Source organism: Azospirillum argentinense (assembly GCF_000632475.1).
Classification (GTDB): Bacteria; Pseudomonadota; Alphaproteobacteria; order Azospirillales; family Azospirillaceae; genus Azospirillum; species Azospirillum baldaniorum.
This window is the reverse complement of the sequence record NZ_CP007794.1, coordinates 1,716,289-1,730,327: the sequence shown is the minus strand read 5'-3', so window position 1 is coordinate 1,730,327 and position 14,039 is coordinate 1,716,289. Positions and strand designations below refer to the sequence as shown.

Genomic DNA, 14,039 nt, shown 5'->3' with positions numbered 1-14,039 from the left:
GGAGAAGCGAGGGAAGCGGGAGGGCGGCAGGACGGGTCAGCGGGACAGGAGCAGCGAAAGCTCCGGCACGAAGGTGACGAGCATGAGCGAGATGAACAGCGCCACGAAGAGCAGGGTGGACTGCTTCATGAAGTCCGAGATCTTCACCTTGGCGAGGTTGCAGACCAGCAGCATCACCGTGCCCACCGGCGGTGTCAGACAGCCGACCGCGAGATTCACGATCACGACGATGCCGAAATGGATCGGGTCGATGCCGAGCTGGTGCACCGTCGGCATCAGCAGCGGGACCATGACGATGAGGATCGCGTTGCCCTCGATCAGCATGCCGAGGAACAGCAGCAGCAGGTTGAGGATGATCAGGAAGACGTACTTGTTGTCGGTCAGCGCCGTGATGAAGGTCGCCAGCTGCTGCGCCGCCTGCTCCAGCGACAGCACCCAGGCCAGGGCCGAGCAGGCCATGATGACCAGCATGACCGAGGAGGTGGCCTTGAAGGTGCCGACCAGGGCGTCCAGCACATGGGCGACGCGCATCTCGCGGTAGATCACGAAACCGATCACCAGGACGATCAGCACCGCCACCGCGCCGGCTTCGGTCGGGGTGAAGATGTTGGCGCGGATGCCGCCGATGATGGCGACCAGCAGAACCAGCACCGGCCAGGCGCCGACCAGCGCGCTGGTGGTCTCCGAGGCGGTGGGCCAGCTGTCGCGGGACGGCGGATAGCCGTTGCGCTTGGACACGATGTAGGCGGCGCCCATCAGCATGATGGCCATGACGATGCCGGGCAGAATGCCGGCCATGAACATGGCGCCGATGGAGACGTCGGCGACAAGGCCGTAGATGATCAGCGCGATGCCCGGCGGGATGATCGGCGTGACCAGCGCGCCCGACGCCGTGACGGCGGCGGCGAAGGCGCGGTTGTAGCCCTTGCGCTCCATCTCCGGCACCAGCATGCGGGTGAGCATGGCGCTGTCGGCGAGGTTGGAGGCGCTGACGCCGCCCAGCAGCGTGCTCAGCATGATGTTGGTCAGGGCCATGCCGCCGGTGAACTTGCCGACCAGCAGATCGGCCACGCGCAGCAGGCGCTTGGCCACGCCGGTGTGATCCATCAGCGTGCCGAGCAGGATGAAGAAGGGGATCGCCAGGAGGGACAGGTTCTGCGAGGCGCCGATCAGCCGCTGCACCGCGATCTGGTCCGGAACCGGGCTGAAGAACACGAAATAGACAAGAACCGATGCGAAAATTGCAATGTAGATTCGCATGTTCAAAGCGAAAAGACAAAGCATAACAAGAATGATGACGGGCCAACTCATGGCGCTTCCCCCTTCACGATCACCATGATGTCAATAAAGCAGCGGTGCAGAAGATAGGCGACGAGGCCAGCCGCACCGACCGGAACGGCAATGTCGATCCAGAACCAGGAGATCTGAAGAATTTCCGTCAGCTTGTATTGGGCGCTCTGGGCCAGCAGGTAGCCGAGCCAGCCGGCATAGCCGAGAACCAGGATCGACAGGGCCGAAATGGCCAGATCGACCGCCGCCCGGATGCGGGTGGGCAGCAGGTCCACGAACAGCGGGATTTCCAGATGCTGGCCGTCACGCTCGGCGACGATGGCGCCGATCATGATGATCCAGATCATCAAAAGCCCGGACATTTCCTCGCCCCAATGCAGCGGGGCGTCGAAGACATAGCGCGCAATCACCGCCACGATGGTCATCACCACCAGACCGGCCAGCGCGGTTCCCGCGACGACCGACGGCAAACGCCGGATCAACTCCATGGCACAATCCTCCAGACGATCCGGGCGGAACGGAGGCTCCGCCCGGATTTCCTTATTTTTTACTTGAGATCCTTCTGGATCTGTTCGTACAGGCCAGCCGACCACTTGGGGAACTGGGTGTAGACGACCTTGGTGGCCTCGCGGAACGGCGCCGGGTCCGGCTGGACCACGGTGACGCCGGTCGCCTTCATCTTCTCGATGAACTCGGCGTCCTGCTCGGCGGCCAGCTTCTGGCTGTAGAGACCGGCCTCGTAGCCGGTCTCGTGGACCATCTTCACGACGTCCGCCGGCAGCTTGCTGAAGAAGGCTTCGCCGCCGACCCACACCGAGGTGTTGGTCAGATAGCCGACGAGGCTGAGATACTTGGCCTGCTCATGCAGCTTGGCGCCGTACAGCACGGAGATCGGGTTCTCCACGCCGTCGATCAGGCCGGTGGTCAGGGCCGGATAGACCTCGCCCAGCGGCATCGGGGTCGCGGTGGCGCCCATCGCCTCGATCGTCTTGATCTGCATCACGTTGTTCGGGACGCGGATCTTCATGCCCTTGAGGTCTTCGGGCGTGTTGATCGGCTTCTTGGCGAGGATGTGGCGCACGCCGTACAGGTAGTTGGACATGACGATGTGCACGCCCTTCTTGCGCAGCCCCTCGTCCTTCTTCTTGAACCAGTCGCTCTCGTAGATCTTGAAGAGCTTCTGGGGATCGTCGGTCAGGTACGGGCCGAAGAGAACGCCGAGGTCGGCGTCGTAGTCCTGCAGGAAGCCGACGTCGGTCAGGGTGATGACGTTCATCCCCATCATCGCCTGTTCCATCACGTCCTTCTTGGCGCCCAGCTGGGAGCTGGGGAACAGCTTCAGGGTGATCTCGCCCTTGCTCTTCTCCTTCAGAAGGTCGGCCCAGTGATGCATCACCCGGTCGAGCGGCTCGCCCGGGTTGTTCTCATAGGCGACCATGATCTCGGTCTTGGCCATGGCGCCGGACGCGGCACCGATCGACAGCACGCACGCGGCAAGGGCAGACGCCAAAAAGCGCTTCATTGTTATTTCCTCCATAGTGGATGCCGGGGAGCCCGTCTGCGGACGTGGCTCATGGACGGGTCCCGCCGAACATGGCCGGACCCGGCGGCGGGACCGGCATGTCCCGCCGCAGCAGTTCTGGTGGTGACGGCGCCCGGTGGGCACCGCCGGAAGGGTCAGCGCTCGATCATCACCTTGACCGTGGTGTCGCGCTCCTTGGCCCAATAGGGCAGGGCCTTGTCGGCCTCCTCGAAGGGGAAGACCTTGGAGATCAGGTCGTCGGGGGCGTGATCGAGCGTTTCGAGATAGCGGATGACGGCCTGGAAATCCTCTGAGGTCGCGTTGCGCGACCCCATGATGTCCAGCTCCTTCAGGTTGAAGAACTGTGTCTTGTAGGACACCGGCTCCTTGGCGTAGCCGATGTAGACGACGCGGCCGGCGAAGGAGACGAGGTCGATGGCCTGGGTGAAGGTGGCGGGCAGGCCGACCGCCTCGATCACCACGTCGGCGCCGTCGCCGTTGGTCAGTTCCATGACGCGGGCGGCCACGTCCTCCTTGGCGGCGTCGATGGTGTGGGCGGCGCCGTAGCGGCGGGCCAGACCGGTCTTCGCCTCGCCGATGTCCACGGCGATCACCGTGGCGCCGCGATGGACGGAGCCGGCGATGGCGCCCATGCCGATCATGCCGCAGCCCAGCACCAGAACGGTGTCGGCCGCCTCGACGCGGCCGCGCGCCGCGGCGTGGAAGCCGACCGACAGCGGCTCGACCAGCGCCAGATGGCGCGGCGCCAGCGTGTCGTTCAGGATCAGCTTGCCGTAGGGCAGGACGATGCGTTCGGCCAGTCCGCCATTCTGCTGCACGCCCAACGTACGGTTGCTGCGGCAGGCGTTGACGCGGCCCTTGCGGCAGGACGGGCAGGTGCCGCAGGCGGTGTAGGGAATGACGATGGCGCGCCGGCCCACGGTATACTCGGCCGGAACGCCCTCACCCACCGCGGCGATCTCGCCGCCGATTTCGTGGCCGGGGATGCGCGGCAGCGAGACCAGCGGATTCAGCCCCTTGAAGGTGCTGAGGTCGCTGCCGCACAGGGCGACGTGGCGGATGGCCAGGAGCACCTCGCCGGGGCCCGGAGTCGGCTCCGCCACCTCGTGGATCGCGCAGACGTCCACGCCTTCGATCATCAGTGCTTTCACAGGTGATGTCCTTTTTTAGGAAGCGGACGTGTTCAGGGCTTGGGCGTAGCCGACGGCTGCGCCTCCTGGTTGAACACGCTCTCGCTGAAATGGAAGTGTGCGTTGCTGGCCTCGACGGCCTTTTCGACGGAGCGCTCACGCAGCGCTGCGATGATCTGGCGATGATAATCGACCGTGGTCGGCCCGATCACGGCGTTGCTCTTGCCGATCTCCATGTAATAGATCATCGGCTGCGACATCGCCTGATACATCTTCTGCAACATGGAGTTGCGGGACGCAGCGACGATGGCGGCGTGGAAGCGGAAGTCCACCTCCGCCGCTTCGCGCACCGTCAACTGGTGCTCCATGTCTTCGGCCAGACGGTTGAGCCCGTCGATCTCCGCATCGGTGATGTGCCGAACCACTTCGGGCAGCACGCCGATCTCGATGATCCGGCGGAACTGCAAGACTTCCCGGCAGGTCTTGACGCTGCGGTCGAAGCATTGATCGAGAATACGGAACATCGCCTCGATGTCCGGTTTGCTGGCGCGCGGGCCGCGCTGCGTCTTTTCGACCAAGCCGTAGGCTTCGAGGAAGATGATGACTTCGCGGATGGTGTTGCGGCTGACGCCGAACCGTTCGGCCAGCAGGCGTTCGTTCGGAAGCAGATCGCCGGGCTGATAGCGCTCGGGGATCTCCTTGCGAAGCTCTTCGAAGATGGCTTTGACGGTTGAGACGCCGTTCATGATCGCGCCGCCTGAGTTTGGTCCAACAATTGGACAACTGATGGCGAACGATAGCACCGCGCCTCAGAGCGGAAAACGGCAAAAGGAGTCACAAAATGTCGAAAACAGCGCTGCTAACGCATGAAGCCAAATTTTTGCGCTGCATCATCGTGCTTTGCGGCATCCCTGCGCGCGATGATCTCTTGTAAGGCGTCGTTGATTTGGTAAAAATCAATCATTGGATGTGAAGCGTGGGTGCTCGACCGCTGACCGGCTTCGGGCCTTGCATGCCGCTTGCTTCTCTCTCGGGAATGCGATAACAGGGCGCGGCGCGCAGGGATGGGGCGCGTGCGGGCGGAAAGGCCCGCCGGCGGCTTGGCCGCACCATCAGAAAGTTGTTGCAATCCGAAGCGGCGCCGCGTAACGTCCCGCCTAGGAAAGCAAGTTAATTCAATGGGTTGGGCCGTTGTGTCCGGGCCATTCGAACGATGAAGTCGCGGTCGTGGCGGAATTGGTAGACGCGCAGCGTTGAGGTCGCTGTGGCAGAAATGCTGTGGAAGTTCGAGTCTTCTCGACCGCACCATCCTTATCGTCGGCGCATCGCCGAACGAAAATGAAAATCGGGGCCTTTCAGGCCCCTTTTTCATGCCCGCACGGAGCGGGCCTTGCCGTCTCCGTCATTCCTCAAGGGTCCAGTTTCCGGCGGTCCGGCAGGTGCGCAGCGGCGTTCCGGCGTCCCGGCCGGCGGGGGTGGTCACAACGTGGGTCAGGCCGAAGCACAGGCGGCCGCGGTCCTTCGGGTCGGCGATGCGGCCCGTCACGGTGATCACGCCGGACCGCAAGCGGTCGCCCGACATCCACTCCTGGCCGACGGACGCCCGCTCCGTGCCCGACGCGGCCAGCGCCCCCAGGAAGGCCCCGGCGACCTGCGGCTGGTCGTCCTGGTTCATGCGCAGGCGGGTGGCGTTGCTCCAGCCCGGCCCGACCAGCAGTTCCGGAGTCCGCACATTGACGGCCACCCGGTCGGCGGCGATGGCAACCGCCAGATCCAGCGGGTCTTCGGGCGCCACCCCCGGCGGCGTGTCGATCAGCCCGGTCAGGCTGGCGAGCCCGGTCCGCGTGCCTTCACCCATCTTGCCGTCGATCGCCCCATCGTAGCGCCCCAGCCGGGCCAGCGCCCGCTGCGCCGCCATGATCCGCTCCTCTGGCGTCAGGACGCGTGGGGTGGGCATCGGCGCGCGCCCTTCGGTGATCGCCTCCACGTCAAGTCGGTGATTCAGCCGGCTGAAGCCCGGCCCGCCGTTCCACCACGTCAGCAGACCGAGATGGAGCGCCGCCGCGGCGGACAGCAGGACGAGCGGCCAGGAGCCCTGGTCCGGTGCGCGGACCGTCCCGCCGAAGGCCGCGCCGAGCGCCCCGCGCACTACCCCGCGCACCAGCATCCACAGGCCCAGCCCGGCAATGATGGGGAGCCCGATGTCCCAGCCCAACCGCAGCGCCGCCGGGGCGGGCTGTTCGGGCGTCGCTCCGGTCAGCAGGGCGGGGCCGTCCACCCCCGCCACCAGCAGCAGGACCAGGGCGAGCAGACCCGCCGCGGCGATCCAGCTCCGTGCCACGGCGGTGCGGCTGGTCTCGGCGAAGCGCTCCGCCAGCACGGCGGCGATGTCCTTCACGAAGGCGGGGCTGACGCACCCCTCATGGTCGGCCACGATCGCCGCGGCGTCCGGCTCCCGGCCGTCCAGCACCGCCTCCGCGACGGAGCGGGTCAGGCGGTAGGCGCCGGCCAGGGCGAAGGCGTCGGCGGGTGGCAGCGCCGCGATGCGCGCCAGCACCGGGGCCAGCACGGTGTCCAGGAAGGGTGGAAGGGGAGCCGAGTCGCCGTCCGACCCGACGGTCTCCACCTCGAACGGCACGCCGTCGCATTCCCAGGACAGCGCGACCACCGTCAGCGTGCCGCTGCGCTGGTAGAGGAGCTGTGTGCCGGAATGGCGCACCGTGGCGGGCGTGGGGTTGGCGAGCGCCGCGAAACCGGCAAAGCCGGCCTCCTCAAGCGCCATCCGTACCGCCGCCGGAGCATCCGGCGGGGCGGTCAGGCTGTAGGAGGGGTGGGCGGTGAGGCGGGGGTGATGGATGTGGGTGAACTGCCCGACCCCGCTGCAGGCCTCGCAGGCGACCACCCCCTCGCCCGTGCAGACCGGGCAGCGGTGCTGGCCGCGCCCGCCGCACTCCGGGCAATCCGGCGTCTCGGCGGTCGCGCTGTGGGTGCAGCGGATCTTGCCGCCGCGGCAGCCGTCGCCGCCGCAGGCCCGCACCCCGCCGCCGTTGCAGCCGGTGCAGACCTCATGCAGGTAGTAGGGGCCGCGCAGCGAGGGCAGAGGCGGCAGCGGGTCCTCCGCCGCGGCCATCGCCTCGACCCGCTCGTCCAGCGGGCCGAGCAGCGTGGCGAAGCGGTGGGCCGTCTCCAGCGAGGCGGCTTCGGCGTCCAGATCGCGGGCCAGCGTCGCGTTCAGTTCGGCGGCGTTGCGGCAATAGATGGCGAAGCGCACCATCTCGGCGCCCAGCCGGACTTCCACCTCGGTCGCCCAGTCGATGCTCAGGGTCAGGTGGGCGCCGACCATCATCTCGCGCTGCTGGGCTTGGCGGAGCGTCACGCCTTCCGGCGCCGGGACGTTGCCGGAGGCCGCCCGGCGCAGCCGCCGGATCAGGGCGGTCTGCGGGACCGTGGCCGGTGGAACGGTGGCCGGTGGAACGGTGGCTGGCGGAACCATAGCCGGCGGAACGGACGGGCTGGGACCGGGCCGGTGCGGATCGTCGGGGCGCAGATGGTTCGACCCTGGGTCGGTGGGGCCGAGATCGTTCCGGTCGAAATCGAGGCTGTCGGGCATGGGGCGTGCGTGTCCGCGAACAGGGGCGCCGGCACAGGAAGAGGCCGCGGACGCCGGAACGGAAGGTCAGGCGGCGACGTCCGGCGCGGGTCCGCCACCGGTCGGCGCCCGTTCGTCGGATTGACGGTCGCCGGGATCCTCCTCCTCGGGCGCGTCGCCGGTGTCCGGCTCCGTCGCGAGGCTGTCCGGAGCGGGGGCGTGGCGGACCCAGCGGCGGCCCTCCATGGCGAAGCCGTGATCGCGGAACCACAGCCGCTCCGCCTCGTCGGCGGCGCGGAACAGCACCAGAGTCCAGCCGTCGCTGTCCTGCGTCCCGTCGCCGCCGTCGTCGGGCATCGCGTAGGGCTGGAGCGAATAGGGGAAGTCGTCGCGGGTCACTGCATGCCCCCCGTATTGGAGCCGCCGGGACCCGATGGCCGCGCCGGGGCGGGCGGGGGTTCGGACCCGTGCCCCTCGATCGGTTCCAGGTCGCTTTCGGCGGCGTATTTGATGAGACGGCCGTCGGCCAGACGGATGTCGTAGGTCGGCTCACCGGCAAGGGTTCGTGCGACGACGAGGGCCTCCTGGCCCGCAAACCTCACCCGTGTTCCCAACCGCAGCATCCCGCCCCCGACTGTGTCTTGATCGTCGTCGCAGGCTAAGGATTCGGCCGGGGGTGTGCTGTGTCAAAAACCGGACGCCAAAGGAGCAGGGCTGTGCTTGCGGGGTTCTCCCCTTGCGGGGCTTGGTGCGCCGGGCCCTTTGCGTTGTTGATGATGCAAAAGGACAGGTGTGGTGCAACGATGGAGGTGTTCATGCCCGCACAGCAGGACAACGGCAACCCGAAGCCGTCCGTCATCGATCTGGTGACCGATCCCGAGAAGTTCGATCAATGGCAGCGCCAGCGGGAACGCGACGAGGCGTCGTCGGACGGGGGGCGCAACCGGGATGATGGCCGGGATGATGGCCGGGACGGGGATCGCGGCGGCGAGCCGGATCGTGGCCGATCGGACGCCCCCGGCGGACGGGACTGACCGTCCGTACGACGGCCCGGCATCGGTCGGGCGGTTACTCGGCGGCCTCGCGGGAGGGCTGCGCGTCCGTTGGAATGCCCAGCGGAGCGCCGCAATGGAACTGCATGAGCCGGCGCTCGACCCGGATCAGGTAGGCGCGCGCGTCCAACCCCACGGGGCCGCGGCTGTGTTCGCGGACGAGCCTGATCGCGCGACAGGCATGACCGCATTCCGGTGTGGCAAACTGGCACAAGGGGTTCGTCCGCCTCAGGGTGTCGGTCCCAAAGTCTTACCTCTTTCGACAGGGTTCGTCGAGCTTCGGTTGCGACTCGAATTCAATGTCACAACGCAGCGTTCGCCTGGCGCGCCGGTCCGGCACGATCTGGTAGCATACGATAGTATGCATCGCTGAATTCGATGGTCCCGCCATGGCCGTCCGAGCCATGGTTGCGGGGGTCAGTCCAACCCCGTGTTGCCCTCGTTCTGCGCGCCGGGCTGCGCGTCTTCCAGAGCCGCGAGATACTCCAAAAGCCGTTCCAGCGTCTCGGTTGGCATCCCGACGGAGGGGACGTCGTTGCGCTTGGCGGCCTTCAGCGCGGTGCGGAGCAAGGTGCGGTCGATGTCGGTCAAACCGGCCATGATGATGACGTGCGTGTGAAGCGACGATGCGCAACCTGTATCATCAAGACACGCAACCACGCCATGCCCAATCCGAAGGCAGGCACACGAAACGGTAAACCCCGGACCGGGGCTCCGGCTGCCGGGCTCGGACCCCCCAGCGCCGCACCGCTCTGTCACATCCTGGTGACACGCTGTGCCATACTTTTGCCGCGACACCGAAGAGTATAGGTATCCCTTTTCCCGGGTCGCCGGGGCCGCAGCCTTTCGCCAACACGAGATTTCGAACGGTGATGCAGACTCCTTCCGCTTTCCGCCGCCGGATCGGCCGGCTTCTGGCAGCCCTGATGCTGTGTGGAACGCTCGCGGTGGGCGCCGTCGCTCCATCGGCCCTGGCCCAGTCCGCCGCTCCGGCGGCGGAGGCCGCGGCGGACTTCAAGACCAAGCTGCCGCAATGGCAGAACGCCTTGGAGCGGGCGGCCAACCGCATCGCCGGGGGTGATCTGGCGAACACCGAGTACGAGACCCTGCGCGCCGATCTGGCGAAGATCCAGCACGAGGTTCGGGAGGCCGGCGCGGCGGCGGCGGCGGCCCGCGACACCGCCCAGCGCATGCTCGACGCGCTGGGTCCGCCGCCGGCCCAGGGCGCTCCGCCGGAGGAGGCGGGAATCGCCGCGGAGCGCAAGCGCCTGACCCAGACCATCGGCGAGGCGGAGGGGCGGACCAAGCAGACCGACCTGATCGTCACCCGCGCCGACATCCTGCTGCGCACCGCCGCCGACCAGCGCATGACCCAGCTCACCGAGCAGATCGTCCGGCGCGGCCCGGTGCCGCTGCTGCCCGCCACCTGGGCCGCCCTGCCCGAGCAGACGGCCTATGTGCAGGAGCGCATCGGGCGGGCCTTCGGCATCGTGATGGGCGACGACGAATGGCGCGGCCGTCTGTACGGCCTGGGCGCGCTGGCCGCCATCCTGTTCCTGGTCGCTTGGCCGGTGCGCCGGGTGCTGCTGCGCCGCTACGGCCACCGCGATCTGGAGGAGCGGCCCAGCTACCGCCAGCGGGTGGTGGCGATGGCGGTGGAGGCGCTGGCCCGCTGTCTGGTTCCGCTGGTGCCGACTCTGGTGCTGAGCGGCGCCCTGGTCGGGCTGCTGCGCGACGCAGCCGACGCCGGTCCGCTGACCGCTCTGGTGGTCGGGGTGTCGGGCGGCCTGACCGCCTATTTCCTGGTGACCGGCGTCGCCCGCGCCACCCTGGCGCCCGACCATCCGTCCTGGCAGCTCGCCAACCTCGACCCGGACAGCGCGCGGCGTCTGGTCCGCCGCGTCCCGCTCGTCATGATCGGGCTGGCGCTGGCCGGCACCGGCATCGCTTTGTCGGAGGGGATGTTCACCCCGCCGGAGCTGCGGTCGATCACCGGCTTCGGCACCATGGCGCTGATCGCCGTGTCGCTGCTGTTCCTCTACCCCGATCATCTCTGGCTCGCCGCCCCGCCGCCGGAGGCCGAGGCGACCGACGATTGCGGCTGTCCGGAGCCGACGCCCGGGGCCGCAGTGGACGTCACCCTGCCGCCGCCGGCCGCGACCCCTGCCGCCGCCGAGGCCGAGGCGGAGGACGTGCCGCCCGCCCGCCCACGGGTCGTTGGGCTGCGTCTGCGACTGCTGATCGGCGCGGTGGCGCTCGCCTCGCTGGTCGCCTCGGGCGCCGGCTATCTGGTCGGTGCGATCTACGCCTCGAAGCTGATGCTGACCACCCTCGTCATCGGCGGCGTCCTGCTGGTGGCGCGCGGCGTCCTGCGCGAGCTGCTGTGCGTCCTGCTGGAGCGCGGCAGCGGGCAGGTGGCGGAGGTGCGCGACATCGTGATCGCCACCGACCGCGGCCGGCGGATGCTGGGGCAGGCCGGACGGACGGTGATCGACGGGCTGCTGCTGACCGTGGCGGCTTTCTTCCTGCTGCCGCTGACCGGCATGACCCTGTCGGAGATGAAGGGGCTGGCCGACGGCTTCCTCAGCGGCGTCACGGTGGGCGGCGTGCGCATCGCGCCGGGCGACATCATGTCGGCGCTGATGGTGCTGGGCGTCGTCGTCGCGGTGACCCGCTTCATCCAGCGCCAGCTCGACGAGCGCATCCTCGGCCGCGTCAACATGGACGACGGCGTGCGCAACTCCATCCGCATGGGCGTCGGCTATCTCGGCACCACCATGGCGGTGCTGATGTCGGTCGGCACGCTGGGGCTCGACCTGTCCAGCCTCGCCATGATCGCGTCGGCCCTGTCGGTCGGTATCGGTTTCGGCCTGCAGAACGTCGTCAGCAACTTCATCTCCGGCCTGATCATGCTGGTGGAGCGGCCGGTGAAGGTGGGCGACTGGGTGGTGGTCAACGGGCTGGAGGGCACCGTGCGCCGCATCAGCGTCCGCGCGACGGAGATCCAGACCTTCCAGCGCGCCTCCGTCATCATCCCGAACTCGGAATTCATCTCCAAGTCGGTGGTCAACTGGACGCTGAAGGACAAGACCACCCGCATCGAGATCAAGGTTCGCATCACCTACGACACCGACGCCCGGCAGGTCTACGCGATGCTGCTGCGGATCGGCTACGGCCACGCCCAGGTGCTGCGCAACCCGGAGCCGGTGGTGATGTTCCGCGACTTCGGGCCGAGCGGGCCGGAGTTCGAGCTGCGCTGCTTCGTCGCCAACACCGAGCACATCATCCCGGTGCGCAACGAGCTGCGCATGCGCATCCTGGAGCAGTTCCGCGAACAGGGCATCCAGATGCCCTTCGACCAGCAGACCGTACACATGCCGAAGGTCGAGGCGATGCTGGAGGTTCTCCTGGCCGAGCGCCGCGCCCAGTCCGGGGTGCCGGAGCTTCAGGTGGTCGCCGATGGCGGCAAGGTCGTGCCGCTGGCCGACACCTTGACCGACCGCGAGCCGCGCACCGCCACCTGATTTAGGGTTGCGGCTCCGCCGGCTTGCGGCGTCGCAACTGGGTCACCTTGGGCGGGGCCGCGGCGGGGGCGGGGAGGGGTTGCCAGCCGGCGATGGCGCGCACGCAGCGCAGCGCCTCCGGGTTGTTGGCGAAGACCGGGAACAGCCGGCGCAACTCCACCACGGCGGACCATTCGCCGCGGTCGTGGAAGGCCCGGCGGATCGTTTCGGCTTCGCTTTCGCTGACGGTGAACATGGCGGCAGAGTGCCCCGCGGGCCGGTGGCGCGCAAGTCGTCTCGGCGCCGGGAGCAGCCCTTTGCCGTGGCCCGCAGGCCCTGTCAAGGAAAGTTGTTCACAGGGGTGCGCATCCTTCGCTTGACTCCCGTTGCGGGGCGGGGCAGCCGCCGGTCCGGGGGCGAAAGCAAGGCCGGCGCGGGAGAAATCCTTGATCGGCGCGGTTTTCTAATGTGCCCAAAAATAAGGCATTTCTGCCGGACCCCTTGAGGGGCCGCCTGTCCCTTCGGTTACCCCTCGATTCGCCAACAGAGTTATCCACAGAATCTGGGGATATCCGAAATATTGAAATATCAGTCGGGCCGAGCCGTCACGCTCGCCCGTCACGCCCATCCATCAAGCTGGACGGCGGATCAGCCGCACCGCCGCGACGCCCAGCAGCATGGTCAGCACGCCGCCGAACAGGAACAGGGCGGGCAGGCCGACCCGGTCGGCGACCGCCCCGTAGACCACCGGTCCGATCCCCTGCCCCAGGAAGAAGGAGGAGGCGAAGAGGGCGAGCGCCGACCCGCGCGCCGTCGCCGACAGTTCGGTCGCCTGGGTCTGCATGGTGTTGTGCAGCATATAGAAGCCGAATCCGGCGACCAGGAACAGCAGGGACACCACCGGCCAGGGCACCGGGGCAAGCATCGCCAGATAGGCGCCACCGGCCACCAGACCGCCGGCCCCCATCATCCCCCATTGGCCGAGCGTGCCGAGCAGGCGCCGCACGATGAAACTGTAGACGACTCCACCGATGGCGAAGGCGGCGAGCGTCACCCCGGCCTCGAACGCGCCCTCCGCCCCATGGCGGGACAGCATGGGGGCGACGAAGGGGAAGACACCGAAGATCAGCAGCCCTTCCGCCGCCACCGTCGCGAAGACCCACACCGACACCGGATTCGCCAGGACGGAGGCGTAGCGCGCCCGCGCGTCGGCCACGGACAGGGGATGCCGTTCCTCCCGCTCGCCCCGCAGGACCAGGAAGGCGGTCAGCGCGATCAGGCCGGTCACCACCGCCGCCAGGGCGAAGACGGTGCGCCAGCCCGCCACCTCCGACAGGGCGCCGGCCACCGCGGAGCCGGACATCTGGCCGAGGATCACCGCCAGCAGGAACCGGCTGATGGCGAACTGCCGCTCCGTGTAGACCACCCGGTCGCCGATCAGCGCCATGGAGGCCGGAATGATCCCTCCGGCGAAGGCGCCGGCCAGCATTCGCGAGGCCAGAACGGTGTAGTAGCCGGGCGCCAGCGCCGACAGCGCCACGCCGATGGTCAGGACGACCAGCGACAGGCGGATCAGCCGGGTCTTGCCGATGGCGTCGCCCACCGGTCCCAGGATCAGCTGCATCGCCGCGTAGGGCAGGGTGTAGGCGGAGGAGAGCAGGGCCGCCTCGGCCACGCCGATGCCGAGGTCAGACGCGATGACGGTCAGCATCGGGTCGGTGGTCCGCAGCGAAAAGGCGCTCGCGAAACCGGCGAGGCCGAGCATCAGAATGAGAAGGCGCATGGGGGGACGTCGGCCGGTCTATGGTCTGGGGCGGGCGGGGGCACAACCCTAAAGCAGACGCGTCCGTCCGGCGCATGGCAAGATGGCCATGGCACCCATGCGCGTGCATGATCCGACACGCCTCGGCCTCCGTATAGGACAAGGCCGTA

Annotated in this window: 13 protein-coding genes and 1 tRNA gene; 3 read left to right on the top strand and 11 right to left on the bottom strand. The window is 68.0% G+C overall.

Annotation, left to right across the window (positions count from 1 at the left end; translation table 11 throughout):
- Nucleotides 1-36 precede the first annotated feature (36 nt).
- The 5 genes from ABAZ39_RS21875 to ABAZ39_RS21855 all read right to left on the bottom strand — a co-directional run bounded on the left by ABAZ39_RS21875 (nucleotide 37) and on the right by ABAZ39_RS21855 (nucleotide 4,766).
- Nucleotides 37-1,311, bottom strand: a complete 1,275-nt coding sequence (locus ABAZ39_RS21875) for a TRAP transporter large permease (RefSeq protein ID WP_040134923.1) — start codon at nucleotides 1,309-1,311, stop codon at nucleotides 37-39.
- Nucleotides 1,308-1,778 carry a TRAP transporter small permease gene (locus ABAZ39_RS21870; protein ID WP_040134921.1) on the bottom strand — a complete coding sequence of 157 codons (471 nt, stop codon included), beginning with the start codon at nucleotides 1,776-1,778 and terminating at the stop codon, nucleotides 1,308-1,310. Before ABAZ39_RS21870 ends, ABAZ39_RS21875 begins: the two co-directional genes overlap by 4 nt.
- A gap of 59 nt (nucleotides 1,779-1,837) precedes the next feature.
- Entirely contained in the window at nucleotides 1,838-2,746 is a 909-nt protein-coding gene (locus ABAZ39_RS21865) for a C4-dicarboxylate TRAP transporter substrate-binding protein (RefSeq protein WP_247881735.1), read from the bottom strand.
- A 221-nt stretch (nucleotides 2,747-2,967) separates the two neighbouring features.
- On the bottom strand, nucleotides 2,968-3,984 hold the full coding sequence (locus ABAZ39_RS21860; RefSeq protein ID WP_307832782.1) for a zinc-binding alcohol dehydrogenase family protein: 1,017 nt from the start codon (nucleotides 3,982-3,984) through the stop codon (nucleotides 2,968-2,970).
- Nucleotides 3,985-4,016: 32 nt separating this feature from the next.
- On the bottom strand, nucleotides 4,017-4,766 hold the full coding sequence (locus ABAZ39_RS21855; protein WP_247881682.1) for a FadR/GntR family transcriptional regulator: 750 nt from the start codon (nucleotides 4,764-4,766) through the stop codon (nucleotides 4,017-4,019).
- Between the two features lie 418 nt (nucleotides 4,767-5,184).
- On the opposite strand from ABAZ39_RS21855, the gene ABAZ39_RS21850 reads away from it, so the two are divergent.
- A tRNA-Leu gene (locus ABAZ39_RS21850) sits at nucleotides 5,185-5,271 on the top strand.
- A gap of 94 nt (nucleotides 5,272-5,365) precedes the next feature.
- On the opposite strand, the gene ABAZ39_RS37105 is transcribed toward ABAZ39_RS21850, so the two are convergent.
- The 3 genes from ABAZ39_RS37105 to ABAZ39_RS21835 all read right to left on the bottom strand — a co-directional run bounded on the left by ABAZ39_RS37105 (nucleotide 5,366) and on the right by ABAZ39_RS21835 (nucleotide 8,154).
- On the bottom strand, nucleotides 5,366-7,573 hold the full coding sequence (locus ABAZ39_RS37105) for a hypothetical protein (RefSeq protein WP_040134914.1): 2,208 nt from the start codon (nucleotides 7,571-7,573) through the stop codon (nucleotides 5,366-5,368).
- Nucleotides 7,574-7,639: 66 nt separating this feature from the next.
- Complete coding sequence (locus ABAZ39_RS21840) at nucleotides 7,640-7,951, bottom strand: hypothetical protein (protein ID WP_040134911.1); 312 nt, start codon at nucleotides 7,949-7,951, stop codon at nucleotides 7,640-7,642.
- Complete coding sequence (locus ABAZ39_RS21835; RefSeq protein WP_040134909.1) at nucleotides 7,948-8,154, bottom strand: hypothetical protein; 207 nt, start codon at nucleotides 8,152-8,154, stop codon at nucleotides 7,948-7,950. The genes ABAZ39_RS21840 and ABAZ39_RS21835 overlap by 4 nt, the downstream gene beginning before the upstream one ends.
- 213 nt (nucleotides 8,155-8,367) lie before the next feature.
- Here ABAZ39_RS21835 and ABAZ39_RS21830 point away from each other — a divergent pair, with 213 nt between their 5' ends.
- Complete coding sequence (locus ABAZ39_RS21830; RefSeq protein WP_247875176.1) at nucleotides 8,368-8,586, top strand: hypothetical protein; 219 nt, start codon at nucleotides 8,368-8,370, stop codon at nucleotides 8,584-8,586.
- Nucleotides 8,587-9,021: 435 nt separating this feature from the next.
- Here the strand turns inward: ABAZ39_RS21830 and ABAZ39_RS21825 are convergent, their stop codons facing one another.
- Nucleotides 9,022-9,204, bottom strand: coding sequence for a hypothetical protein (locus ABAZ39_RS21825; RefSeq protein ID WP_040134906.1), 183 nt, complete (start codon nucleotides 9,202-9,204; stop codon nucleotides 9,022-9,024).
- 272 nt (nucleotides 9,205-9,476) lie between these two features.
- Between ABAZ39_RS21825 and ABAZ39_RS33275 the strand changes: the two genes are divergently transcribed.
- Nucleotides 9,477-12,128, top strand: a complete 2,652-nt coding sequence (locus tag ABAZ39_RS33275; RefSeq protein WP_051658343.1) for a DUF3772 domain-containing protein — start codon at nucleotides 9,477-9,479, stop codon at nucleotides 12,126-12,128.
- Nucleotide 12,129: 1 nt separating this feature from the next.
- Here the strand turns inward: ABAZ39_RS33275 and ABAZ39_RS21815 are convergent, their stop codons facing one another.
- Nucleotides 12,130-12,363, bottom strand: coding sequence for a hypothetical protein (locus ABAZ39_RS21815; protein ID WP_014197397.1), 234 nt, complete (start codon nucleotides 12,361-12,363; stop codon nucleotides 12,130-12,132).
- A 375-nt stretch (nucleotides 12,364-12,738) separates the two neighbouring features.
- Nucleotides 12,739-13,890 carry an MFS transporter gene (locus tag ABAZ39_RS21810; RefSeq protein WP_040134903.1) on the bottom strand — a complete coding sequence of 384 codons (1,152 nt, stop codon included), beginning with the start codon at nucleotides 13,888-13,890 and terminating at the stop codon, nucleotides 12,739-12,741.
- Between the last annotated feature and the right edge of the window lie 149 nt (nucleotides 13,891-14,039).

Bases quoted from the DNA above. Each gene is read 5' to 3' on its own strand.
- ABAZ39_RS21825 (WP_040134906.1), bottom strand. From the start codon at position 9,204: ATGGCCGGTTTGACCGACATCGACCGCACCTTGCTCCGCACCGCGCTG.
- ABAZ39_RS21875 (WP_040134923.1), bottom strand. From the start codon at position 1,311: ATGAGTTGGCCCGTCATCATTCTTGTTATGCTTTGTCTTTTCGCTTTG.
- ABAZ39_RS21865 (WP_247881735.1), bottom strand. From the start codon at position 2,746: ATGGCCAAGACCGAGATCATGGTCGCCTATGAGAACAACCCGGGCGAG.
- ABAZ39_RS21815 (WP_014197397.1), bottom strand. From the start codon at position 12,363: ATGTTCACCGTCAGCGAAAGCGAAGCCGAAACGATCCGCCGGGCCTTC.
- ABAZ39_RS37105 (WP_040134914.1), bottom strand. From the start codon at position 7,573: ATGCCCGACAGCCTCGATTTCGACCGGAACGATCTCGGCCCCACCGAC.
- ABAZ39_RS21810 (WP_040134903.1), bottom strand. From the start codon at position 13,890: ATGCGCCTTCTCATTCTGATGCTCGGCCTCGCCGGTTTCGCGAGCGCC.
- ABAZ39_RS33275 (WP_051658343.1), top strand. From the start codon at position 9,477: ATGCAGACTCCTTCCGCTTTCCGCCGCCGGATCGGCCGGCTTCTGGCA.
- ABAZ39_RS21830 (WP_247875176.1), top strand. From the start codon at position 8,368: ATGCCCGCACAGCAGGACAACGGCAACCCGAAGCCGTCCGTCATCGAT.
- ABAZ39_RS21870 (WP_040134921.1), bottom strand. From the start codon at position 1,778: ATGGAGTTGATCCGGCGTTTGCCGTCGGTCGTCGCGGGAACCGCGCTG.